Annotated in this window: 26 protein-coding genes; 2 read left to right on the plus strand and 24 right to left on the minus strand. The window is 39.1% G+C overall.

Annotation, left to right across the window (positions count from 1 at the left end):
* Positions 1-27: 27 nt before the first annotated feature.
* From rplN to MKZ17_RS19440, 17 genes are all read right to left on the minus strand, one after another.
* A complete protein-coding gene (gene rplN / locus MKZ17_RS19360) occupies positions 28-396 on the minus strand; it encodes a 50S ribosomal protein L14 (RefSeq protein WP_340725329.1) in 369 nt (122 codons plus the stop codon).
* Positions 397-443: 47 nt separating this feature from the next.
* Entirely contained in the window at positions 444-707 is a 264-nt protein-coding gene (gene rpsQ, locus MKZ17_RS19365; protein ID WP_340725330.1) for a 30S ribosomal protein S17, read from the minus strand.
* A gap of 18 nt (positions 708-725) precedes the next feature.
* Positions 726-926 (minus strand): 50S ribosomal protein L29, encoded by a 201-nt coding sequence (gene rpmC, locus MKZ17_RS19370; RefSeq protein ID WP_004233646.1) that lies wholly within the window; start codon positions 924-926, stop codon positions 726-728.
* The gene (gene rplP / locus MKZ17_RS19375) at positions 916-1,350 is read right to left on the minus strand and encodes a 50S ribosomal protein L16 (RefSeq protein ID WP_066542810.1); all 435 of its coding nucleotides are present in this window, start codon (positions 1,348-1,350) and stop codon (positions 916-918) included. Before rplP ends, rpmC begins: the two co-directional genes overlap by 11 nt.
* A gap of 1 nt (position 1,351) precedes the next feature.
* Positions 1,352-2,008: a 30S ribosomal protein S3 gene (rpsC, locus tag MKZ17_RS19380; protein WP_340725331.1), complete on the minus strand. Its 657-nt coding sequence runs from the start codon at positions 2,006-2,008 to the stop codon at positions 1,352-1,354.
* A gap of 3 nt (positions 2,009-2,011) precedes the next feature.
* Positions 2,012-2,356 carry a 50S ribosomal protein L22 gene (gene rplV / locus MKZ17_RS19385; RefSeq protein ID WP_008406963.1) on the minus strand — a complete coding sequence of 115 codons (345 nt, stop codon included), beginning with the start codon at positions 2,354-2,356 and terminating at the stop codon, positions 2,012-2,014.
* Between the two features lie 22 nt (positions 2,357-2,378).
* A complete protein-coding gene (gene rpsS, locus MKZ17_RS19390; protein WP_004233637.1) occupies positions 2,379-2,657 on the minus strand; it encodes a 30S ribosomal protein S19 in 279 nt (92 codons plus the stop codon).
* Between the two features lie 60 nt (positions 2,658-2,717).
* Complete coding sequence (gene rplB, locus MKZ17_RS19395) at positions 2,718-3,548, minus strand: 50S ribosomal protein L2 (RefSeq protein ID WP_274308572.1); 831 nt, start codon at positions 3,546-3,548, stop codon at positions 2,718-2,720.
* A 40-nt stretch (positions 3,549-3,588) separates the two neighbouring features.
* On the minus strand, positions 3,589-3,873 hold the full coding sequence (gene rplW, locus MKZ17_RS19400; RefSeq protein ID WP_340725332.1) for a 50S ribosomal protein L23: 285 nt from the start codon (positions 3,871-3,873) through the stop codon (positions 3,589-3,591).
* The gene (rplD, locus tag MKZ17_RS19405) at positions 3,873-4,496 is read right to left on the minus strand and encodes a 50S ribosomal protein L4 (RefSeq protein ID WP_340725333.1); all 624 of its coding nucleotides are present in this window, start codon (positions 4,494-4,496) and stop codon (positions 3,873-3,875) included. Before rplD ends, rplW begins: the two co-directional genes overlap by 1 nt.
* A gap of 27 nt (positions 4,497-4,523) precedes the next feature.
* On the minus strand, positions 4,524-5,153 hold the full coding sequence (gene rplC, locus MKZ17_RS19410) for a 50S ribosomal protein L3 (protein ID WP_340725334.1): 630 nt from the start codon (positions 5,151-5,153) through the stop codon (positions 4,524-4,526).
* A 50-nt stretch (positions 5,154-5,203) separates the two neighbouring features.
* Positions 5,204-5,512: a 30S ribosomal protein S10 gene (gene rpsJ, locus MKZ17_RS19415; protein ID WP_008406970.1), complete on the minus strand. Its 309-nt coding sequence runs from the start codon at positions 5,510-5,512 to the stop codon at positions 5,204-5,206.
* A gap of 370 nt (positions 5,513-5,882) precedes the next feature.
* Positions 5,883-7,202 (minus strand): Na+/H+ antiporter family protein, encoded by a 1,320-nt coding sequence (locus tag MKZ17_RS19420; protein WP_340725335.1) that lies wholly within the window; start codon positions 7,200-7,202, stop codon positions 5,883-5,885.
* Positions 7,203-7,328: 126 nt separating this feature from the next.
* Positions 7,329-9,311: an ABC transporter permease gene (locus tag MKZ17_RS19425; RefSeq protein WP_340725336.1), complete on the minus strand. Its 1,983-nt coding sequence runs from the start codon at positions 9,309-9,311 to the stop codon at positions 7,329-7,331.
* On the minus strand, positions 9,301-10,062 hold the full coding sequence (locus MKZ17_RS19430) for an ABC transporter ATP-binding protein (protein ID WP_340725337.1): 762 nt from the start codon (positions 10,060-10,062) through the stop codon (positions 9,301-9,303). The genes MKZ17_RS19425 and MKZ17_RS19430 overlap by 11 nt, the downstream gene beginning before the upstream one ends.
* A gap of 93 nt (positions 10,063-10,155) precedes the next feature.
* Positions 10,156-11,133, minus strand: coding sequence for a sensor histidine kinase (locus tag MKZ17_RS19435; protein ID WP_340725338.1), 978 nt, complete (start codon positions 11,131-11,133; stop codon positions 10,156-10,158).
* Positions 11,130-11,807 carry a response regulator transcription factor gene (locus MKZ17_RS19440; RefSeq protein ID WP_340725339.1) on the minus strand — a complete coding sequence of 226 codons (678 nt, stop codon included), beginning with the start codon at positions 11,805-11,807 and terminating at the stop codon, positions 11,130-11,132. The genes MKZ17_RS19435 and MKZ17_RS19440 overlap by 4 nt, the downstream gene beginning before the upstream one ends.
* A 178-nt stretch (positions 11,808-11,985) precedes the next feature.
* Here MKZ17_RS19440 and MKZ17_RS19445 point away from each other — a divergent pair, with 178 nt between their 5' ends.
* Positions 11,986-12,870, plus strand: a complete 885-nt coding sequence (locus tag MKZ17_RS19445; RefSeq protein WP_340725340.1) for a LysR family transcriptional regulator — start codon at positions 11,986-11,988, stop codon at positions 12,868-12,870.
* Positions 12,871-12,920: 50 nt separating this feature from the next.
* Here the strand turns inward: MKZ17_RS19445 and MKZ17_RS19450 are convergent, their stop codons facing one another.
* Positions 12,921-15,098 (minus strand): malate synthase G, encoded by a 2,178-nt coding sequence (locus MKZ17_RS19450; RefSeq protein WP_340725341.1) that lies wholly within the window; start codon positions 15,096-15,098, stop codon positions 12,921-12,923.
* 215 nt (positions 15,099-15,313) lie between these two features.
* On the opposite strand from MKZ17_RS19450, the gene MKZ17_RS19455 reads away from it, so the two are divergent.
* Positions 15,314-15,619, plus strand: coding sequence for a hypothetical protein (locus tag MKZ17_RS19455; RefSeq protein WP_340725342.1), 306 nt, complete (start codon positions 15,314-15,316; stop codon positions 15,617-15,619).
* A gap of 110 nt (positions 15,620-15,729) precedes the next feature.
* Here the strand turns inward: MKZ17_RS19455 and tuf are convergent, their stop codons facing one another.
* The 6 genes from tuf to rpoC all read right to left on the minus strand — a co-directional run bounded on the left by tuf (position 15,730) and on the right by rpoC (position 24,369).
* Positions 15,730-16,917 (minus strand): elongation factor Tu, encoded by a 1,188-nt coding sequence (tuf, locus tag MKZ17_RS19460; RefSeq protein WP_340725343.1) that lies wholly within the window; start codon positions 16,915-16,917, stop codon positions 15,730-15,732.
* Between the two features lie 133 nt (positions 16,918-17,050).
* A complete protein-coding gene (gene fusA / locus MKZ17_RS19465) occupies positions 17,051-19,129 on the minus strand; it encodes an elongation factor G (protein WP_340725344.1) in 2,079 nt (692 codons plus the stop codon).
* 81 nt (positions 19,130-19,210) lie between these two features.
* Positions 19,211-19,681 (minus strand): 30S ribosomal protein S7, encoded by a 471-nt coding sequence (gene rpsG, locus MKZ17_RS19470; protein WP_340725345.1) that lies wholly within the window; start codon positions 19,679-19,681, stop codon positions 19,211-19,213.
* 41 nt (positions 19,682-19,722) lie between these two features.
* Positions 19,723-20,142 (minus strand): 30S ribosomal protein S12, encoded by a 420-nt coding sequence (rpsL, locus tag MKZ17_RS19475; protein WP_340725346.1) that lies wholly within the window; start codon positions 20,140-20,142, stop codon positions 19,723-19,725.
* 101 nt (positions 20,143-20,243) lie between these two features.
* Positions 20,244-20,495, minus strand: a complete 252-nt coding sequence (locus MKZ17_RS19480) for a ribosomal L7Ae/L30e/S12e/Gadd45 family protein (RefSeq protein ID WP_340725347.1) — start codon at positions 20,493-20,495, stop codon at positions 20,244-20,246.
* A gap of 193 nt (positions 20,496-20,688) precedes the next feature.
* A complete protein-coding gene (gene rpoC / locus MKZ17_RS19485) occupies positions 20,689-24,369 on the minus strand; it encodes a DNA-directed RNA polymerase subunit beta' (protein WP_340725348.1) in 3,681 nt (1,226 codons plus the stop codon).
* Between the last annotated feature and the right edge of the window lie 84 nt (positions 24,370-24,453).

Raw genomic sequence — 24,453 nt, forward strand, 5'->3', positions numbered from 1 at the left:
ACCTCCTTGATTGGTACTGTCATGAAATTAAAGAACTTCTGGAGCTAGAGAAACGATTTTCATGAAGTTGCCATCACGTAATTCACGTGCAACTGGACCGAAAATACGAGTTCCGCGTGGTGATTTATCATCTTTGATGATTACGCAAGCGTTCTCGTCAAATTTGATATAAGTACCGTCTTTACGACGTGCACCTGTTTTAGTGCGAACGATAACAGCCTTAACAACGTCACCTTTCTTGACAACGCCACCTGGTGTTGCTTTCTTAACTGTACATACGACGATATCGCCAATGTTAGCAGTTTTACGTCCAGAACCACCAAGTACTTTAATAGTTAAAACTTCACGTGCACCTGAGTTGTCAGCAACTTTCATACGACTTTCTTGTTGGATCACTTAGGTTACCTCCCTTCGGAAATTTAATTGTATTCCGAAATGTGTTATTAAATAATAACCGCTTTTTCTACAACTTCAACTAAACGGAAGCGCTTAGTAGCTGATAGCGGGCGAGTTTCCATGATACGTACGATATCACCGATTTTCGCAGTGTTTAGCTCGTCATGAGCTTTATACTTTTTAGAGTATTTTACACGTTTACCGTAAAGCTTGTGCTTTTTGTGTGTTTCAACTAAAACAGTAATTGTTTTATCCATTTTGTCTGAAACAACACGGCCCGTGTAAACTTTGCGTTGGTTACGCTCAGTCATACTTAGAACCCTCCTTTATCAGTTATTTGCACTGATTTCTCTTTCACGAATCACAGTTTTCATACGTGCAATCGCTTTGCGAACTTCACGGATGCGAGCTGTGTTTTCTAATTGACCAGTCGCCAATTGGAAGCGAAGGTTGAAAAGCTCTTCTTTCAGTGATTTCACTTTTAATTCGATTTCAGAAGTGGCAAGGTCACGGATTTCATTAGCTTTCATTAGATTCACCACCAGTTTCTTGACGTTTTACGATCTTACATTTAACAGGAAGTTTGTGTGATGCTAAACGAAGTGCTTCACGTGCGATCTCTTCAGATACACCAGCAATTTCGAACATTACTTTTCCTGGTTTAACTACTGCTACCCAGCCTTCTGGAGAACCTTTACCAGAACCCATGCGGACTTCTAGAGGCTTTTTCGTGTAAGGCTTATGTGGGAAGATTTTGATCCAAACTTTACCGCCACGTTTCATGTAACGAGTCATTGCGATACGAGCAGATTCGATTTGACGGTTAGTAATCCAAGATGCAGTTGTTGCTTGTAAGCCCCACTCACCAAAAGTTACTTCTTTACCGCCTTTCGCTTCTCCACGCATGTTACCACGGTGTTCACGACGATATTTTACGCGTTTAGGTAATAACATATTATTTGCCTCCTTCCACAGAGTTCTTTTTAGTAGGAAGGACTTCACCACGGTAGATCCAAACTTTAACGCCTAATTTACCGTAAGTTGTGTCTGCTTCAGCATGTGCATAATCAATGTCAGCACGTAATGTATGAAGCGGAACAGTTCCTTCACTATAGTGTTCAGCACGCGCGATATCAGCGCCACCTAAACGACCAGATACTTGTGTTTTAATACCTTTTGCACCAGCGCGCATTGTGCGTTGGATAGATTGTTTTTGAGCACGGCGGAATGATACGCGGTTCTCAAGTTGACGAGCGATGTTTTCAGCTACTAATTTAGCATCAAGATCTGCACGTTTGATTTCAATAATGTTGATGTGAACGCGTTTACCAGTTACATCAGTTAAGTATTTACGTAAGTTTTCTACTTCCGTACCACCTTTACCGATTACCATACCTGGTTTCGCAGTGTGAATTGTAATGTTCACGCGGTTTGCAGCGCGTTCGATTTCTACTTTAGATACAGATGCATCTTTAAGTTGAGTTTCGATATATTTACGTACTTTGATGTCTTCGTGTAATAAGTTAGCGTAGTCTTTCTCAGCGAACCACTTTGACTCCCAGTCACGAATAACACCAACACGTAGTCCTATTGGATGTACTTTTTGACCCACGGATTAAACCTCCTTCTTCTCAGATACCACGATTGTAATGTGGCTTGTACGTTTATTAATTGCCGATGCACGACCTTGTGCACGTGGACGGAAACGTTTTAATGTTGGACCTTCATCAACAAAGATTTCAGATACAACTAAATTATTTACATCTAACTCATAGTTGTGTTCAGCATTAGCAACTGCAGATTTTAATACTTTCTCAACGACTGGAGACGCCGCTTTTGGAGTATGACGTAAAATTGCAACTGCTTCACCGATTTGCTTGCCTCGGATTAAGTCTACTACTAGACGTACTTTACGAGGAGCGATACGAACTGTACGAGCGATAGCTTTAGCTTGTGTCATTAGGATTTACCTCCTCTCAAAATTAGCGTCGTGTTTTCTTATCATCTGCACCGTGACCTTTGTAAGTACGAGTTGGTGCGAACTCACCTAATTTGTGACCTACCATATCTTCTGTCACGTATACAGGAACGTGTTTACGTCCATCATATACAGCGATTGTTAAACCGATGAAGTTCGGGAAGATAGTAGAACGGCGAGACCAAGTTTTAATAACCTGTTTTTTCTCAGAAGCCTCTTGTGCTTCCACCTTTTTCATTAGGTGGTCATCAACAAAAGGTCCTTTCTTTAAGCTGCGACCCATTTAGGAACCTCCCTCCGTGATACGACCACGGCTCTCGATATGAACCGTAGTTTTACCACATTATTTTTTACGTCCGCGAATAATAAATTTAGATGATTTATTTTTCTTGTTACGAGTTTTGTAACCAAGAGCTGGTTTGCCCCATGGTGTCATTGGAGATTTACGTCCGATTGGAGAACGTCCTTCACCACCACCGTGTGGGTGATCGTTAGGGTTCATTACAGAACCACGTACAGTTGGGCGTTTACCTAACCAACGAGAACGACCTGCTTTACCGATGTTGATAAGTTCGTGTTGTTCGTTACCAACTTGACCGATTGTAGCACGGCAAGTAGCTAAGATTAAGCGAACTTCACCAGATTGTAAACGAACGATTACGTACTTACCTTCACGACCTAATACTTGCGCAGAAGTACCAGCTGAACGTACTAATTGTCCACCTTTACCAGGTTTCATTTCGATGTTATGGATTGTAGTACCCATTGGAATGTTTGCTAATGGTAAAGCGTTACCTACCTTGATGTCCGCTTCTGGACCTGAAACGATCGTTTGACCTACTTCAAGACCTTTCGGAGCTAGGATATAACGTTTTTCACCGTCAGCATAGTTAATTAATGCGATGTTCGCAGAACGGTTTGGATCGTACTCGATTGTAGCAACGCGTCCTGGAATGCCATCTTTAAGACGTTTAAAGTCGATAACACGGTATTGTTTCTTGTGACCGCCACCGTGATGACGAACAGTAATTTTACCCTGGTTGTTACGACCAGCTTTGCGTTTAGTTGGTTCTAATAAAGACTTTTCAGGTTTATTAGTTGTGATTTCAGCAAAGTCAGATGATGTCATGTTACGACGACCATTTGAGGTTGGCTTATACTTTTTAATCGCCATTTGTTTTCCCTCCTTCTTTAAGGTTGAACTATATTAAAAATTAGATTTCGAATAATTCGATTTCTTTTGAATCAGCAGTTAATTTAACGATCGCTTTACGGCGTTTGTTAGTGTAACCACCAAATTTACCAACACGCTTGAACTTACCTTTGTAGTTCATGATGTTTACTTTCTCAACTTTAACGCCGAAGATTTCTTCTACTGCGTCTTTAACTTGAGTTTTGTTAGCGCGAGTGTCTACTTCAAAAGTATACTTTTTCTCTGCCATAATTTCTGAAGAACGCTCAGTAATGACTGGACGTTTTAAAATATCACGAGCTTCCATTATCCAAGCACCTCCTCAACTTTTTTCACAGCATCTTGTGTGAATACAACTTTATCATGACCTAATAGATCTAATACGTTGATTCCTTCAGCTGTTAATACTGTAACACCAGGAATGTTACGAGCAGATAAAGCTACGTTTTCGTTAACTTCAGCAGTTACGAATAAAGCTTTTTTGTTGATTTCTAATGCAGCAAGAACTGCTTTGAAATCTTTAGTTTTTGGTGCATCTAAAGTTAATGCATCTAAAACTAAGAAGTTTTGTTCTAACACTTTAGCTGATAAAGCTGATTTAAGAGCTAAGCGGCGAACTTTCTTTGGTAGTTTGTAAGCGTAGCTACGTTGAGTAGGACCGAATACAACACCACCACCACGCCATTGTGGAGAGCGGATCGAACCTTGACGAGCACGACCAGTTCCTTTTTGACGCCATGGTTTACGACCACCACCGGCAACTTCTGAACGGTTTTTAACTTTGTGATTACCTTGACGTAAAGATGCGCGTTGAGCAACAACTGCGTCGAATAATACAGCTTCGTTTGGCTCGATTCCGAAGATCGCATCGTTTAATTCGATTTCGCCTACTGAAGCACCTGTTTGACTAAGTAAAGTTACTTTTGTCATTCCTGTTTCCTCCTTTCTTTAAGAGAATTATTTTGATTTAATAGCAGTTTTAACTGTTACTAATGCTTTTTTAGAACCAGGAACATTACCTTTTACTAATAGTAGGTTACGTTCAACATCAACCTTAACGATTTCAAGGTTTTGGATTGTTACAACGTTTCCACCCATTTGACCAGGTAAATTCTTTTGTTTGAATACGCGGTTCGGAGCAACTGGACCCATTGAACCAGGACGACGGTGGTAACGAGAACCGTGGGCCATAGGACCACGAGATTGACCATGGCGTTTAATTACACCTTGGAAACCTTTACCTTTTGTAACACCAGTTACATCAATTACATCGCCTTCTGCGAAAATTTCTACTTTGACTTCTTGACCAACTTCGTAAGAAGTAACATCTAAGTTACGGAACTCACGGATGAAGCGCTTAGGAGCCGTGTTAGCTTTTGCTACGTGTCCTTGTTCTGGTTTGTTAGAAAGCTTAACGCGCTTGTCTTCAAAACCAACTTGGATTGCTTCGTAGCCATCAGTTTCAACAGTTTTCTTTTGTAAAACTACGTTTGGAGTAGCTTCGATTACTGTTACTGGGATAAGATCTCCGTTTTCAGCGAAAACTTGAGTCATACCAATTTTTCTACCTAAGATTCCTTTAGTCATTTGTCACACCTCCTGTAAATTTAGAAAAAGTTTTATATTTGTTTTTACCATTAAAGTTTGATTTCGATATCAACGCCAGATGGTAAATCAAGCTTCATTAACGCATCAACAGTTTGTGGTGTCGGGTTAACGATGTCGATAAGACGTTTATGCGTGCGCATTTCAAATTGCTCACGAGAATCTTTGTACTTATGAACCGCACGTAAGATTGTGTACACAGATCTTTCAGTAGGTAGTGGGATCGGACCCGATACACCAGCACCTGAACGTTTCGCAGTTTCAACAATTTTCTCAGCAGATTGATCAAGGATACGGTGATCATACGCTTTTAAACGAATACGAATTTTTTGTTTTGCCATTACTTTCCCTCCTTCTCGCCTATTTTCTAGACATTCTCCACGAAAATTTCTCCTACACACCGCCATGGCAAAGCGGCCGGGTGTGTCGGCAACCTCTCGCTTCATCGCAGTCAAAGACCAACATTCAACATTATATACAATAAAAAAGAAGTTCGCAAGTGTTTTAGCAAAATTCTTTTTTTATAATGTATTATTCTTATTTTTACTACGTTCGCTCTTTTTGAGCCGTTTATTAGTATATAAGAGTATTGCCTCGAAAGCAACCTAAAAGAGAGTAAACTCATTTAAATAAAATATTCAGATAAAATGCACGCTACGAGAATGCCTCGATAAAAAAGCCACTCTCAGTTACTCGAGAATGGCATGTATATTATAGGAAGAAAACGACTGCAAGCCAGCCAAAAATAATTTGTGGAATGTTATAGAAGATAAAAGTTGGTACGCATGTATCCCAAATATGGTTGTGCTGTCCATCCACATTTAATCCGGCAGTAGGTCCTAGTGTTGAGTCTGAAGCTGGTGAGCCTGCGTCCCCTAATACCCCTGCTGTACCAATTAAACAGATTATTGCTAATTCACTTAATCCAAGCTCTACTGCAAGGGGTACAAAAATGGCGGCGATAATTGGGATTGTTGCAAAGGAAGAACCAATACCCATTGTTACAATTAATCCTACAACTAACATTATGAATACAGCAACACTTACATTGCCATCAAATATTTTCATTGCATTTGCAACAAGCGGCTCAACATCCCCTGTTGCGTTAATTACTGCAGAAAATCCGTTTGCTGAAATCATAACAAAACCAACAAAGGCCATCATACGCATTCCATCTGAAAGTACTTCATCTGCTTCTTTTAGTTTTAGTGCACCCGTAATATATAAAATCGTTATACCAACTAACGAACCAATAATCATTGACTCCGTTGGAATTTGTACTGCTAGGGATGCAATAAGCGCAATGGCAGCAAAGACTAAATTGCGCGTCTTTACTTCCTGCACAGGAGCATTCGTAACTTCCACTTCGACTGTTTTATATTGACGTGGTTTACGATACGTAATAAACGCTCCTACAAGCCCTACAGCCATTCCTAACGCTACAATAGCCATTGCCTTAGGTACTTCACTTAACGCTACGTCAAGGCCAGCTAGCCCCATTTGCGTGACGATAATGTCTTGATAAATCAAACCAAATCCATATGGCATAAACATGTATGGCATAACTAATCCGAATGTTAATATACTTGCAATTAATCGACGATCGATTTCTAGCATATTCATCAACTTTAACATGGGTGGTACAATTAACGGAATAAACGCGATGTGAACCGGAATTAAGTTTTGCGACATGATTGCAAGTGAAAGTAACACTAGGAAGATTAACGCTTTTGCTGCACCTTTCTTTTGCGAATCCCCTTCATGCTGTACCAAACTTAAGATTGCCTTGACTAAGACTTCAGGTACGCCTGTACGGGAGATCGCTAAAGCAAATCCACCTAATAATCCATAACTTAAGGCAATTGTTGCACCACCACCTAAACCACCGACAAACGCATCAATTGTATCCATTATATTTAAACCGCCAGCAAGTCCACCAATAATGGCTCCTACTGTTAGTGATAATACGACGTTAATACGCAATAAACTTAAAACAAGCATTACGCCAACCGCTATTAAAACTGCATTCATTTCTCCCACTTCGCTTTCGTATGCTAAATTACTAATGTGTTAAAGTTACAAGAAAAATGCCAACGCGTCAACGGATTCTACTAAAAGAAAACCGTCAATTGAGTAAAAATTGACGGTTTTGAAGAACTATATTACTTGTTTAATAATTTTTTTGTAATAATTGATTGTTAACATTGCAAATACAATATACATACTTATATATAGCCCCATTGTTACAATGAGTGGTGTCGTTAATTCTGTACCGAATAAAAACCAACCGGATTTGACAGCAAAGTAACTATGCAATAGACCAATGAGTAACGGCACACCGTAGTTAAATAATTGTTTTAAAATAATGCCACGCAGTAGTTCCTTTTGTGTAAAGCCAATTTTCCGTAAAGTTTTATACGATTCTACCTCTTCATCCGCTTCAGACATTTGCTTAAAGTACAAAATGCTACCTGTTGCAAGTAAAAAAGCAATTCCTAAAAAGGCAGTTGTAAAAATCGTCACACCAAATGAGTTTAAATTATACGTTATTGTTGATTGTTGTGAGCTTATTAAATTCACAGTGTCGTCCATTTCAGATTCAAAAAATATGTTTGCACCCGTTTCCTTATAAAGTTGTTCCGCATGCGCATACGCTTCTTCAGATGCGTCCACTAAATCAATCGATGTTTGTGATTTCGTCGAATAGCCGATTGGCGTTATATCATTTAAACGTTGTAAATCCTTAAATAATACGTCCTCTACCACCACTACAACACCACCAGATGTAATACGCCATAATAATACTGATGTCTCATCTACGTGTTTAATATGCACTGGGATTTGATTATCCTCATGCATTAGTGTCATGTCAAATGGCGCTTGTATTGGCAATAGATTGGACATAAACCCATTGTATGAAGTAATAACTGCTTCCCCTGCTGTTAGCTGTAAATCAGGATCAATTTGCTGATATTGTGATAAGGGAATTGCAATGACATCGCTAATTGTATTGCCTTGCATCATTTTTAACGCATCGTCACTAAAAAGTTCAGTTAGATCAATTTGTGCGCTCGTTAAGTCAAAACGCTTTTCTGTATAGGCAATACCTTGCTGTTTTAATGCAGTTACAAAGACCTCTTCACGCCCATCTACTACTATAAAATCCGCTGGCACCTGACTTTCAGCTGAGTCCGATGCAGAATAATAGCTAATATACGATAACGTTGTGATTGCGAGTGACACGGCTGTAAGTACAGTAATTAATGTTAATGATTTTGAGTTGCTTTTCATTCGATGCATAATTGGTGTTAATGCAAGTACATCCCCTAGACTTAAATGTCCTTTTTTACTTAAACGGTATAAATTCATCACGAAAGCTACCGAGTAGCGGAATACAAAAAACGTACCACCAATCGTCGTCACCAAAATAATGACCATACTTAAAAATAAATTCGTTGTTTCGCCTGAAAACAGGACAGAGCTCTTATAATAACCATAGATGATTAAGGCTAAGCCAATTGCTCCCATAATCATTGGAAATGCACTGAAACGCTTTACACGCTCATCCGCTTGTTTCGATGCATTAAATAGTGATAATAATGACGATTTGCGCACCATAAATGCCATTTGCACTAAAATAATGACTAATAGAATGCCAAACACTAGTAATGTATTTACAAGGGCCACTTTACTAAAGGTCATTGTGACAATAGCTTCAAATTGCAATATTTTTAGTAAAATCATCGCAAACAAACGAGAGCTTAATAACCCCATCACCATACCAATACTAACTGCCCCTACGAATAATACAATATTCTCAAACGCAATTAGACGAAAGACAAGCCCCTTCGTCATCCCAATCAGTTGATACAGTCCGATTTCTTTGCTACGTCTTTTAATAAATAAATGGTTCGCATACAAGACGAAGAACAGCACAATAAAATACAACATATAAGAAGCTGCTTCGAAGCCCGCGGAGGCTGTACCGCTTGCTTTTGTTGCCTCAATGATTGATTCATTATATTGTAGTGTGACAAATGAGAAAAATAACGTTACGCTAAATATCAGTGCAAAAAAGTATAAATAATAGTGCTTCATGTTTTTTAGCATACTTTTAAAAACAAGCTGACTAAGCTTCACGCTGCTCACCGCCTAAAACACTTTGCGTATTTAATATTTGCTGGAAGAAGTCCGTTCGAGACTTATTGCCTTTATAAAGCTCCGTATAAATTTGTCCATCCTTTAAAAATAATACACGAGAACAGAAGCTTGCAGCGACCGCATCGTGGGTTACCATCATAATTGTTGTTTCTTTTACTTCATTAATTTGTGCTAAGTTATCAAGTAATGCTGACGCAGATTTTGAATCAAGTGCTCCCGTTGGCTCATCCGCAAAAACTAATGATGGATTCGAAATTAACGCCCTTGCTGCAGAAGTACGTTGCTTTTGTCCACCCGAAATTTCATTAGGGTATTTCGATAAAATGTCCCCAATTCCTAAAATGGTTACAAGCTCTTGCAAACGTTTTTCTGCTGCTGCCTTTGGAATAGAACTTAATGATAATGGTAATAAAATATTTTCTTTTACCGTTAATGTATCTAATAAGTTATAGTCTTGGAACACGAAGCCTAGTTCTTCACGGCGAAACTTTGCCAAGGCACTTTCTTTCATACCTTGTAGCTTTTGACCGTTAATTTGTACTAAACCGTCTGTTACATGGTCAATTGAACATAGTACATTTAATAATGTTGTTTTCCCTGAGCCTGAAGGTCCCATAATCCCAACAAACTCACCTTTTTCTACCTCTAAGTCAATACCTTTTAACACTTCTTGTGCTAAAGAGCGCTTACCATATGTTTTTCGCACTTTTCTTGCGATTAATATACTCATTTTCTTCATCCTCCCTTGTCTATATTTTACCTCCTATAGAAAAGCTAATCGTTCGTTTCATATGACAAAAACGCTTGGTAAGTGACAAGTTCGTCACATTCCAAGCGTCCTTACATAATCATTTAGCTGCGAGAAGACAAGTGAAACCGTCGTCCCTTTGTTGACAGTAGAATCTATTTTCAATCGAATGTTCAAAGATTCTGCTGCTTGCTTTGCTAAATAAAGCCCCATTCCAGTAGCTGCACTCGTCTCTCGTCCGACTGTCCCTGTATAGGATTTACGAAACACACGAGGTAAATCTTCCGGTTCGATTCCAATTCCTCCATCTTGAATAGAAAGGATCGTATTTCCCTCATGCATCTTTGTAAACAGCTGAATTTGTCCGCCAACATGACTATACTTCACTGCATTCGATAAAATTTGCCGCACGATAAAGCCTAGCCACTTTTTATCCGTTATGACTTCTACATCTAGATCACCTAACTCAACACTTATTTTCTTCTCAAAGCACCAACTACGTAGCGCTTTAATTTCTTCTACTACAACTGACTTTACATTTACCTTTTCTAAACGGTTGTCCTGTTCAATCGTCATAAGGCGAGTTGCATGTAACTGCTGGTCTAATAATAAGAATAGCCTTAGCCATTCATTCTCTAGATTGTCCTTTAATTGTGTCGCTTCTACTTGATCAATAAGGAGCTGCATCGCTGTTAAAGGGGATTTCATTTCATGTACCCATGCAAGTAACTCATCTTGCTGTTCCAAAACGATGGCGTTTTTTTCTTGTAACTCCATTTGTATTTGCTGCAGCTGTTCTTCAAAATACGCATGTATTATCGTTAAATAGTTATAATTATACTCACTGCGTGGGTAACGCTTCATCACCTGACAATCACGTATGTACCGAAAAAGTAAAAAGGAAATCTCTAGCATTAACCAAATCACGTTGAAATAAAAAAATGAGACATTCGGAATACCATTATCAATAAATAATAATGCGTTAATTAGGAGTTGCAACAAGAACAAAAAAACGATCCACGAGGCATATTGACGAAAAAAAATACGAATCATTGACTCACCGCCATATAACCAAGACCTTTTTTCGTTACAATTACATCTGCTAGTCCAATCTCCTCTAAGCGCTGACGCAATCGATTTACATTCACCGTCAGCGTATTATCATTTACAAAGCGCTCATCATCCCAAAGTTTGCGCATTAACTCATCCCGCGAAACAATTTGTCCTTTGGATTTTACTAAAACTTTTAAAATAAACAGTTCATTTTTAGTTAATTCAATTTGGCTTCCTTCATAATTTACAACTGCTCGATCATAGTGGATTTGTGCGCCACACCACGCTTCAATATTTACTTCACTTTCCTTATAATCATATGCTCTTCGTAACAATGCCTGTACTTTTGCGACAAGTACTTCCATATGAAACGGCTTTTGTACAAAGTCATCCGCCCCCATTTGCATCGCCATCACCATATCCATTGGGTGATCACGGGAGGATAAAAACAAAATCGGTACATTCGAGACCATTCGTATTTCTCGGCACCAATGGAACCCGTCATAAACAGGTAATTGAATATCGATGAGTACAAGCTGTGGTTGCTCGCTTGTAAATGTTTCCATCACTGTTCGAAAATCATTTGGACCAATGACTTCAATCATCCATTGCCCAAAGCGCTCTGTTATTAATTTGTATATCGATTGATCATCTTCAATAAGCATCACCTTCACAACGAATCACTCCTTTACTTCCATTATACGATAAATTGAAACTCATTTTGTGAAGGGATTGTTTAAGCAGTCGTATTCAGTATAGATAAATTACAGATCGTTATACGGGAAATATTGTGAAGTCCGTATTTTGATTCTCTGATATAATCAAAACAATACATAGAAGGAGCGAGCGCCAATGGATATTCGCCAACTTGAATATTTTGTAGAGGTTGCAAAGCATTTAAGCTTTACGAAGGCGGCCTCAACGTTGCATGTATCTCAGCCTTCCATCAGTAAATCAATTCAAAATTTTGAAGCAGAACTAGGTGTTCCGTTATTTTATCGTTCTTCTAAACAATTAGAATTAACCGATGCAGGTCAAGCCGTGTTAGTAAATGCCCTTCAAGTAATTGAGTCTTTTCAAAATTTACGCTCGGAGCTAACAGATTTAATGGAACTAAAAAAAGGACAAATTCGAATTGGGATTCCTCCAATTGTTGGTGCCGAGTTTTTTTCCAAATTAATAAGCCATTATAAGGAACAGCATCCTTATATTGAAATTGCCTTAACAGAAGCAGGAACAAAACGGATTCGTCAAGATATTGAGGCAGGAGAACTTGATATAGGACTAGTTTGTAGTGTTTGCTCAACGAATGAAAATTTAGAGACGATTGGTTTTTTAGTAGACCCACTTCAGCTCATCGTTCATCAAGATCATCCATTAGCAGCTTACGAAACCATTGAAATGGCTGATTTAATAGGGGAAGCGTTCATTATTTACCGAAAAGACTTTATTTTATATGACCGGATCATAGAAGAATGTTCAAAAAACGGATTTTTTCCTACTATCGCTTGTGAGACAACCCAAAAGGATTTATTTATCGAAATGGTCCAGGCGAAGCTCGGAATTGCATTGCTTCCAAAGAAAATTGCCGCAAAAGTTCCCTATGATTCCATTAAACGGATTTCTTTCAAAGAGGAAACAATCCATTTAGAGCTCGGGATTACATGGAAAAAAAATAAATACTTACCATTCGCTGTGCGAGAGTTTATTCAACTAGCCCATAGCTTTGTACCATAAACGATAAAAAACCTGTCACATCAGCTTTCTTGTGACAGGTTCTCATTAAACTACGCCTTTACCTTTTGTTTTGCTTTTGCCTCTAAGCGCTTTTTGTGTAAAATCGGCTCTGTATAACCACTTGGTTGCTCATAACCTTTAAATACTAAATCGCATGCTGCTTGGAATGCTACAGACTCCTCATAATTTGCTGCCATTGGGGCGTACGTTAGATCGTCTGCATTTTGTGCATCAACCACTTTTGCCATACGCTCTAGAGTTTCTTGAACTTGCTCTTTTGTGCAAATACCATGGTGTAACCAGTTCGCAACATGTTGACTTGAAATACGTAATGTCGCACGGTCTTCCATTAAACCAATATTGTTAATATCCGGTACTTTCGAACAGCCTACACCATGCTCTACCCAGCGTACTACATATCCTAAAATCCCTTGTGCATTATTATCAAGCTCTTGTTGAACCTCTTCAGTGGACCAATTTGCTACTGGATCGACCGGTACTTGTAAAATTGCATCAATTAAATTTTCTGAGTTCGTAATACCTTTTTGAATATCTTTTACATTTACTTCATGGTAATGCATAGCATGTAGCGTCGCAGCTGTTGGAGAAGGTACCCACGCCGTGTTTGCTCCTGCCTTTGGATGCGCAATTTTTTGCTTAATCATCTCAGCCATTAAATCAGGCATTGCCCACATGCCTTTTCCGATTTGGGCACGACCTTGTAACCCTGCTTCTAGGCCAACGACAACATTTGATTTTTCATAAGCGGTTAACCAAGTTGAAGTTTTCATTTCACCTTTTCGAATCATTGGACCAGCTTCCATCGACGTATGAATTTCATCACCCGTACGATCTAAGAAGCCTGTATTAATGAAGACAACACGATTTTTTACTTCTTGAATACATGCCTTTAAGTTTAATGATGTACGGCGCTCTTCATCCATTACACCAATTTTTAATGTATATCGTTCTAAGCCAACTAAATCTTCCACATGCTCGAATAACGTATTAGCAAATGCTACTTCTTCAGAGCCGTGCATTTTTGGCTTTACGATATAGACAGAGCCTTTTTGGGAGTTTTTATATTGTCCATTTCCTAAAATTTCATGCTTTGCGATTAAGCTTGTAATAACACCATCCATAATGCCTTCAGGAACTTCTTGTCCGTCCTTATCTAAAATTGCAGGATTCGTCATTAAGTGACCAACATTACGTATAAACATTAATGAACGACCATTTAGCGTAATTGATTCTCCATTAGCCCCTGTATAAACACGATCTGGGTTTAATGTACGCGTCATCGTCTTTGATCCCTTTTCAAATGTTGCAGTTAAGTCTCCCTTCATAAGACCTAGCCAATTTGAATACACTTCTACCTTATCCTCTGCATCAACAGCTGCAACAGAATCCTCACAATCCATAATTGTTGTGATGGCTGATTCTAAATAAACATCCTTTACACCAGCAGCATCGTCTTTTCCAATTGGATGATTGCGATCAATTTGAATTTCAATGTGTAAATCATTATTTTTTAATAGTACAGCAGTTGGATTTTCTGCCTCTCCTTGATAACCAACAAACTTAGACGTATCCTCAAGCTTTGTCACATTACCATTCGCAAGCTTAACACGTAAATCCCCTTCGATAACTGAGTAACTAGTTACTTCTTTATGTGATGCACCTAGTAATGCAACTGCCTGATCTAAGAAAACTTTTGAATAATGGATTACTTTTTCCCCTCGTACAGGGTTATAGCCCTTGCCAGCACTAGCACCATCATCATCACTAATTACATCTGTACCATATAATGCATCGTAAAGACTACCCCAACGGGCATTAGCTGCATTAATGGCATAACGAGCATTACTGACTGGCACTACTAATTGTGGCCCAGCTTGGAATGCAATTTCTTCATCTACATTTTCTGTCTCTATTTTAAAGTCCTCTACCTTTGGCTCCAAATAGCCAATTTCCTCTAAAAAAGCTTTATACGTAGTAAAATCAAAATTATTTTTATGTTCTTTATGCCAATGATGAATGGCATTTTGTAACTCATCACGACGTGCCAATAATGCTTTATTTTTTGGAGCCAAGTTATGAATTAATTGATCAAGGCCCCCCCAAAATGAATCTTTCTCCACTTCACTACCAGGAAGCACTTGCTCATTAATAAAATCATATAAAATTGACGCTACTTGTAAATTTCCAATTTGAATATACGTTGTCATCAAATAATCCCCTTTCAATGAGTACTACTTTAAAAAAGAAAATTACATCCCCTCTTCTTTCTTATTATAAGTTGCTAGCGTTATATAAATAAAATACATATTTTGAATAATCATTATGCATTTTAACTATAATTACATCACAAGTCCTAATAGATGAACTAAATATCGATTTCTTTTATAATGAAGCAAGAATAACTTACATGAGGTGTAACATCTTGCAATTACCTATATTATTAGTCGTTATCTTTTCGATTTTAGCTGTTATTAAAGTAATTAGTAAACGTGAAATAGTTAAAGCAGCTACTAAAAATGAGGTCATTTTTAGTATTATTTCGTATGTAGGCGTCTACGCGGTCGGTTTAGGCTTAATCGCGCAAATGTTCGACTGGGTTGTCTCACTAGATTTGAATGTGGCGTTTAAGTATACCCTTTCTATTTTATTATTAATTTTTACAATCATCGTTATTGGACAAATATTAAATAAAATTATTCCTGCTCATTTAAAAGATGTATTTAAATAAAATAAACGGCACTTTGAATTAATTCAAAGTGCCGTTTATTTTAGTTTCATATAAAAAACACCCTGCAAGCGTCCCTGCAGGGTGTTTAAAAAATTAGCTAGAAGCTAAAATTATTTTTGGATAGATGCTACTACACCAGCGCCTACAGTACGGCCACCCTCACGGATAGAGAATTTAGTACCTTCTTCTAAAGCGATTGGAGCGATTAATTCAACAGTCATTTCGATGTTGTCGCCAGGCATAACCATTTCTACGCCTTCTGGTAAGTTACAGATACCTGTTACGTCAGTTGTACGGAAGTAGAACTGAGGACGGTAGTTAGAGAAGAATGGAGTATGACGGCCACCCTCTTCTTTAGATAAAACGTAAACTTCAGCTTTGAAGTTTGTGTGTGGAGTGATTGAACCTGGTTTAGCTAATACTTGACCACGTTGGATATCTTCACGAGCAACACCACGTAATAAAGCACCGATGTTATCGCCAGCTTCAGCGTAATCTAATAATTTACGGAACATTTCAACACCAGTTACAGTAGTTGATTTAGCTTCTTCATCGATACCGATGATTTCTACTACGTCACCAACTTTAACTTGACCACGTTCAACACGGCCAGTTGCTACTGTACCACGACCAGTGATAGAGAATACGTCCTCTACTGGCATCATGAATGGTTTGTCAGTTTGACGCTCTGGAGTTGGGATGTACTCGTCAACAGCGTTCATTAATTCAATGATTTTTTCTTCCCACTCAGGCTCGCCTTCTAATGCTTTAAGAGCAGAACCTTTGATTACTGGAAGATCATCACCTGGGAAGTCATATTCAGATAGTAAGTCACGGATTTCCATTTCTACTAACTCTAATAATTCTTCATCGTCAACCATATCACATTTGTTCATGAATACTACTAAGTAAGGTACACCTACTTGACGTGATAATAAGATGTGCTCACGAGTTTGTGGCATTGGACCATCAGCAGCAGATACTACTAAGATACCGCCGTCCATTTGTGCAGCACCAGTGATCATGTTTTTAACATAGTCAGCGTGTCCTGGGCAGTCTACGTGTGCGTAGTGACGAGTTGCAGTTTCATATTCAACGTGAGAAGTGTTGATTGTGATACCACGCTCTTTTTCTTCTGGAGCGTTGTCGATGTCAGCGTATGATTTAGCTTCTCCACCCATTGCTTTTGATAATACTGTTGCGATAGCAGCAGTTAAAGTTGTTTTACCATGGTCAACGTGTCCGATTGTACCAATGTTAGCATGCGTTTTAGAACGGTCAAATTTTTCTTTAGCCATTAGAAAATGCCTCCTCAGAGTTATGTTTTATTTTTAAATTTATACTAAAATTGCTGACTACAAATGGGCCCATCTGTAGTCCTGCAATCATAGCTTACAAATTATTTATACTTGATGCAAGGTGAAATTTCAATTATTCACCTTTATTTTTTTTGATAATGTCTTCTGCAATTGATTTTGGTACTTCTTCATAGTGATCAAATGTCATTGAGAATACACCGCGACCTTGTGTTGCAGAACGTAAAGTTGTAGCATATCCGAACATTTCAGATAGTGGAACCATAGCACGTACTACTTGAGAATTACCGCGAGCTTCCATACCCTCTACGCGACCGCGACGAGCAGTAATGTTACCCATGATATCACCAAGGTACTCTTCTGGAATTACAACTTCAACTTTCATCATTGGTTCTAAAATTACTGGGTTACATTTTTTAGCAGCTTCTTTAAGTGCCATAGATGCAGCAATTTTGAACGCCATCTCATTCGAGTCAACGTCGTGGTAAGAACCGAATACTAATTTCGCTTTAATGTCGATTAATGGGTAACCAGCAACTACACCGCGATCTAAAGAATCACGTAAACCTTGCTCTACAGCAGGAATGTATTCACGAGGTACAACACCACCAACGATAGCGTTTTCGAATTCGAAGCCTTTACCTTCTTCGTTTGGAGAGAACTCGATCGTTACGTCACCGTATTGACCGCGACCACCTGATTGACGTGTGAATTTACCTTGAACTTTAGCTTCAGAACGGAATGTCTCACGGTAAGATACCATTGGAGCACCAACGTTAGCTTCAACTTTAAATTCGCGTTTCATACGGTCAACTAGGATGTCTAAGTGTAACTCACCCATACCTGAGATGATTGTTTGACCAGTTTCTGTGTCAGTGTGAGCACGGAAAGTTGGATCTTCTTCTTGTAATTTTTGTAAAGCTTGACCCATTTTATCTTGGTCAGCTTTAGATTTTGGTTCTACAGATAAAGAGATTACTGGCTCTGGGAATTCCATTGATTCTAAGATAACAAGGTTTTTCTCGTCACATAGAGTATCACCAGTAGTAGTATCTTTAAGACCTACAGCTGCAGCGATGTCACCAGCGAATACTTTAGAAATTTCTTCACGGCTGTTCGCGTGCATTTGAAGGATACGACCTACACGTTCACGTTTACCTTTTGTAGAGTTTTGTACGTATGAACCTGAATCTAATGTTCCAGAGTATACACGGAAGAATGTTAACTTACCTACGAATGGGTCAGTCATTACTTTGAATGCAAGCGCTGAGAATGGCTCGTCATCAGAAGATTTACGGATGATTTCACCGTCGCCATCAATGTCAGTACCTTTAATGTCAGGAACATCAGTTGGAGCTGGTAAGTAATCAACAGCTGCATCTAGCATTTTACGAACACCTTTGTGTTTGAATGCTGTACCACAAAGTACTGGGTAGAATTCTACCGCGATAGTAGCTTTACGGATTGCTGCTTTTAATTCTTCTTTAGTAATTTCTTCGCCTTCTAAGTATTTCTCCATAAGTTCTTCATCAACACTTGCAACAGCGTCGATTAATTTCTCACGGTACTCTTCAGCTTGTGCTTTATGAGATTCTGGAATCTCACCAACAGTTACTGCAGTACCATCTTCGTTACCGTAGAAAGTAGCGTTCATTTCTACTAAGTCGATGATAGCTGAGAACTCGTCTTCAGCACCGATTGGTAATTGGATTGGGTGAGCATTTGCTTGTAAGCGCTCGTGTAAAGTTCCTACAGAATATAGGAAGTCTGCACCCATTTTATCCATTTTATTGATGAATACGATACGAGGAACCCCGTACGTAGTAGCTTGACGCCATACTGTTTCAGTTTGAGGCTCAACACCTGATTGAGCATCTAATACTGTAACTGCACCATCTAGTACACGTAATGAACGTTCTACTTCTACAGTGAAGTCTACGTGTCCAGGAGTATCGATGATGTTAATACGGTGACCATTCCATTGAGCTGTTGTTGCAGCAGACGTGATTGTAATACCACGCTCTTGCTCTTGCTCCATCCAGTCCATTTGAGAACCGCCATCGTGAGTTTCACCGATTTTGTGAATCTTACCAGTGTAATAAAGGATACGCTCAGTTGTTGTTGTTTTACCAGCATCAATGTGAGCCATGATCCCAATATTACGTGTATTCTCTAGAGAGAATTCGCGTTTCATAGGAAATTTCTCCTTCCATATTGGGTTAGCTGTATAATTGAGTAAAAATCTAAGCTCTAGCAAGCTAGAGCAAAGATCAAATTACCAACGGTAGTGAGCGAATGCTTTGTTCGCTTCTGCCATTTTGTGCATATCTTCACGTTTCTTAACTGAAGCACCTGTATTGTTAGATGCATCTAAGATTTCGTTAGCTAAACGCTCTTCCATAGTTTTTTCACCACGAAGACGAGCGTAGTTAACTAAGTAACGAAGACCTAAAGTAGTACGACGTTCTGGACGAACTTCAACTGGTACTTGGTAGTTAGAACCACCAACACGACGAGCGCGTACTTCTAATACTGGCATTACGTTATTTAACGCAGCTTCAAATACTTCTAAAGGATTTTGACCTGAACGCTCTTGAACTAATTCGAAAGCTCCGTATAAAATCTTTTGAGAAGTACCTCTTTTACCATCAATCATCATTTTGTTGATTAAACGAGTTACTAGTTTTGAATTATAAAGTGGATCTGGTAACACGTCACGTTTGGAAACAGGACCTTTACGAGGCATGTGTTTTCCTCCTTTCAAATAGTGGTCTATTTAAATTTAAATTATTTTTTTTCTTTAGGACGTTTAGTACCGTATTTAGAACGAGATTGTAAACGACCGTTAACACCAGCTGTATCTAACGCACCACGTACGATGTGGTAACGAACTCCAGCTAAGTCTTTTACGCGTCCGCCACGGATAAGAACTACACTGTGCTCTTGTAAGTTGTGACCTTCACCTGGGATGTACGCAGTAACCTCAAGTTGGTTAGTTAAGCGTACACGCGCATATTTACGTAAAGCCGAGTTCGGTTTACGTGGTGTCATTGTACCAACACGAGTACAAACTCCGCGTTTTTGTGGTGATTTAACGTCAGTTAAAGATTTTTTAAATGAGTTATAACCTTTGTTTAACGCTGGAGATTTTGATTTCGTGATTTTAGATTGACGAGGCTTACGTACTAATTGGTTAATTGTAGGCATCGATTTGTCCTCCCTTCATTTTTTCCTTGTTTCAATACCACACATCCAGGTGGTTCATTTTTTGGGTAAAAACAAAGTCTTTGTGTATTTTTACACAAAAACTACATCGCAGTAATCGCAACAACCGCAGCTCCAACATGAATGCCGCAAGCTTTACCAAGTTCTTTCTTTGAATCGACGTGATAAACTGGTACACCGATTTCTTTCGCGAGAAGAATGGCCGGATCGGTTACCCAATTGTCAGCATCAATTGCGACAAAAAGAGCTGTTACTTGTCCAGCACGCATTGCTTTCACTGCTTGCTTTATACCTATGATTGTTTGACTGGCCTGTTTTACTTGATCGTAAGACATTTGCATATCCTCCTAAGCACAGACAGTTAACTATCAACCTTCAATATATTATCATTCCAAACTTACACTGTCAACCAATATCTTATGAAGAATGTCGGTTAATTGAAAAACACTATTATTTTGTTTATAGCTTTATTAGAAAAACCCCGGCAGAGTTATTCTACTCTACCGGAATTCTTATATTGTAAGACTGTTATTCAGCTGTAGTTACTTCTTCTGTTAATTCTTGCTCCATACGGATTTGACGGTAACGTTGCATACCAGTACCTGCAGGAACAAGTTTACCGATAATTACGTTTTCCTTCAGACCTAGAAGCTCATCACGCTTACCTTTAATTGCAGCATCCGTTAACACACGAGTTGTTTCTTGGAATGATGCAGCAGATAAGAATGATTCTGTTTCAAGAGAAGCTTTCGTAATACCTAGGATTACCGGGCGACAAGTTGCTGGGTTTTTACCGTTAAGGACAGCATCTGCGTTTGCCTCAGCGAATTGGTGAATGTCTAGTAATGAACCTGGTAATAACTCTGTATCACCCGCTTCGATTACACGCACTTTACGAAGCATTTGGCGAACCATTACCTCGATGTGTTTGTCACCGATTTCTACCCCTTGCATACGGTATACTTTTTGTACTTCTTTTAACAGATACTCTTGTACTGTCGATACGTCTTTAACTTTTAATAATTGTTTCGGATCGATCGAACCTTCAGATAATGTTTGACCCGCAACAATTGCATCGCCTTCATGTACTTTTAAGCGTGCATTATATGGTGCTTGGTATTTACGTGTTTCCACGTCACCTTGGATCGTAATTTCTTTAAGACCTTCACGAATTTCCTCGATTTCAATAACAGTACCTGTAATTTCTGAAATCACCGCTTGACCTTTCGGGTTACGCGCTTCAAAAATCTCTTGGATACGTGGAAGACCTTGTGTAATATCGTTTCCGGCTACCCCACCTGTGTGGAATGTACGCATCGTTAACTGTGTACCTGGCTCACCGATAGATTGAGCTGCGATAATACCTACCGCTTCCCCTACTTCTACCTCTTCACCAGTGGCTAAGTTCATACCGTAACATTTTTTACATACGCCGTGTTTTGTATTACATGTAAACGCAGAACGGATAGTAATTTGTTCAATATTTGCTTCGTCAATTGCACGAGCAACATCTTGAGTTACTAAACCATCACGCTCAACGATTACTGCACCAGTTTCTGGATGACGAACTGTTTTCTTCACATATCGACCAACAATACGTTCGTCTAATGCTTCAATTAATTCGTTACCTTCCATTAAGGCACCGATTGTTAAACCACGATCTGTACCACAGTCGTCTTCACGTACGATAACATCTTGTGCTACGTCTACTAAACGACGAGTTAAGTAACCAGAATCGGCAGTTTTAAGTGCTGTATCGGCTAGACCTTTACGGGCACCATGTGTAGAGATGAAGTACTCTAATACTGTTAAACCTTCACGGAATGAAGACTTGATTGGTAACTCGATGATACGACCAGCTGGGTTGGCCATCAGACCACGCATACCTGCAAGCTGCGTAAAGTTAGATGCGTTACCACGGGCACCAGAGTCAGACATCATGAAGATTGGGTTAGTTTTTTGTAACGAGTTCATTAGTTTACCTTGGATAATATCTTTGGCATTTGACCAGCTAGAAATTACGCGGTCATAACGCTCTTCTTCTGTAATTAAACCACGGCGGAATTGCATCATTACTTTATCTACTTTTTCTTGTGCTTCTTCTAAGATGACACCTTTATCTGGTAATACCACGATATCAGATACACCTACAGTAATACCTGCACGAGTAGAATATTTGAAACCTAAGTCCTTCATGCGGTCAAGCATTTTAGACGTTTCTGTAATGTGGAACTCTTTAAATACTTCAGCAATAACGTTTCCTAAGAACTTCTTACGGAAAGGATCTACTACTTCAACATTCGTGAAGTGCTTCTCTAACATTGCACGACGTTGTGCTTCAATTTTCTCAGCTTCTGATAATTCAGCGTAGCCTTCTGTTGCTTCGATCTCTTTTAATAATTCCTCGCTAATCGTTAAATCAACGAAGTATTTCTCAGGTGTTTTTTGCTCTAAGTTTGTTGATGTTGGCTCATTAATATAAGGGAATGAGCTTGGTAAAATTTCATTGAAAATTACCTTACCAACAGTCGTTAACAAGAACATTTTGTTTTGTTGTTCTGTAAACGTTGGATTTTTTAATGAACTTGCCTTGATCGCAATACGAGTGTGTAAATGAACATGACCATTTTGGTATGCGATTAACACTTCGTTTGAATCATGGAAGATCGAACCTTCACCACGAGCACCTGCGCGCTCAAGCGTTAAGTAGTAGTTACCTAATACCATATCTTGAGATGGTGTTACTACTGGTTTACCATCTTTCGGGTTCAGGATGTTTTGAGCTGCTAACATAAGTAAACGAGCTTCCGCTTGTGCTTCAGCTGATAACGGTACGTGCACGGCCATTTGGTCACCGTCGAAGTCAGCGTTATACGCTGTACATACTAATGGGTGAAGACGAATTGCACGACCTTCTACTAATGTTGGTTCGAATGCTTGGATACCAAGACGGTGAAGCGTCGGTGCACGGTTAAGTAAGACCGGATGCTCACGAATTACATCTTCTAAAACGTCCCAAACTTCATTGTGTAATCGCTCAATTTTACGTTTTGCACTCTTAATGTTATGCGCTAGGCCACGTTCTACTAATTCTTTCATTACGAAAGGCTTGAATAGCTCGATTGCCATTTCTTTTGGAAGACCACATTGGTACATTTTTAAGTTTGGACCTACTACGATAACCGAACGACCAGAGTAGTCTACACGTTTACCAAGTAAGTTTTGACGGAAACGACCTTGTTTACCTTTCAGCATGTGTGAAAGTGATTTTAAAGGACGGTTACCAGGACCTGTTACAGGACGACCACGACGACCGTTATCGATTAAAGCATCTACTGCTTCTTGTAACATACGTTTTTCGTTTTGTACGATGATGCTTGGTGCACCAAGGTCAAGTAATCGTTTTAAACGGTTGTTACGGTTAATCACACGACGGTAAAGGTCATTTAAGTCAGAAGTAGCAAAACGGCCACCATCTAATTGCACCATTGGACGAAGCTCTGGTGGAATTACAGGAAGTACATCTAAAATCATCCACTCTGGCTTGTTGCCTGAGTTACGGAAAGACTCTACAACTTCTAAACGTTTAATTGCACGTGTACGGCGTTGACCTTGTGCAGATTTTAATTCTTCTTTTAAAACTAAAGTCTCTTCTTCTAAATCAATTTTTTCAAGCAGGCGTTTGATTGCTTCTGCACCCATTGCTGCTTCGAATTCGTTGCCATATTTTTCACGGTATGCACGATATTCTTTTTCAGAAAGAAGGTCTTTGAAACCTAAAGAAGTTTGACCTGGCTCAATCACAACATAAGAAGCGAAGTAAATTACTTCTTCTAATGCACGTGGAGACATGTCTAAAATAAGACCCATACGGCTTGGAATACCTTTGAAGTACCAAATATGTGATACAGGTGCTGCAAGCTCGATGTGACCTTGACGCTCACGACGTACTTTTGCACGTGTTACTTCTACGCCACAGCGATCACAAACGACACCTTTGTAACGTACACGCTTATATTTACCACAGTGACATTCCCAGTCTTTAGTTGGTCCGAAGATTCGTTCGCAGAAAAGACCATCTTTTTCTGGTTTTAATGTACGGTAGTTAATTGTTTCTGGCTTCTTTACTTCGCCATAAGACCAAGAACGGATCTTGTCAGGAGAAGCTAAACCAATTTTCATATATTCAAATTCATTAACATCGATCAAGGAGCCTACCTCCCTTTAGTTATAAGTCCTTAAGTGACTTTATTTGTAGCTCGGCAATCGCAAAGTTTCACATTAGGCCATAAT

It is taken from the genome of Solibacillus sp. FSL R7-0682, from assembly GCF_038005985.1.
Lineage (GTDB): Bacteria > Bacillota > Bacilli > Bacillales_A > Planococcaceae > Solibacillus.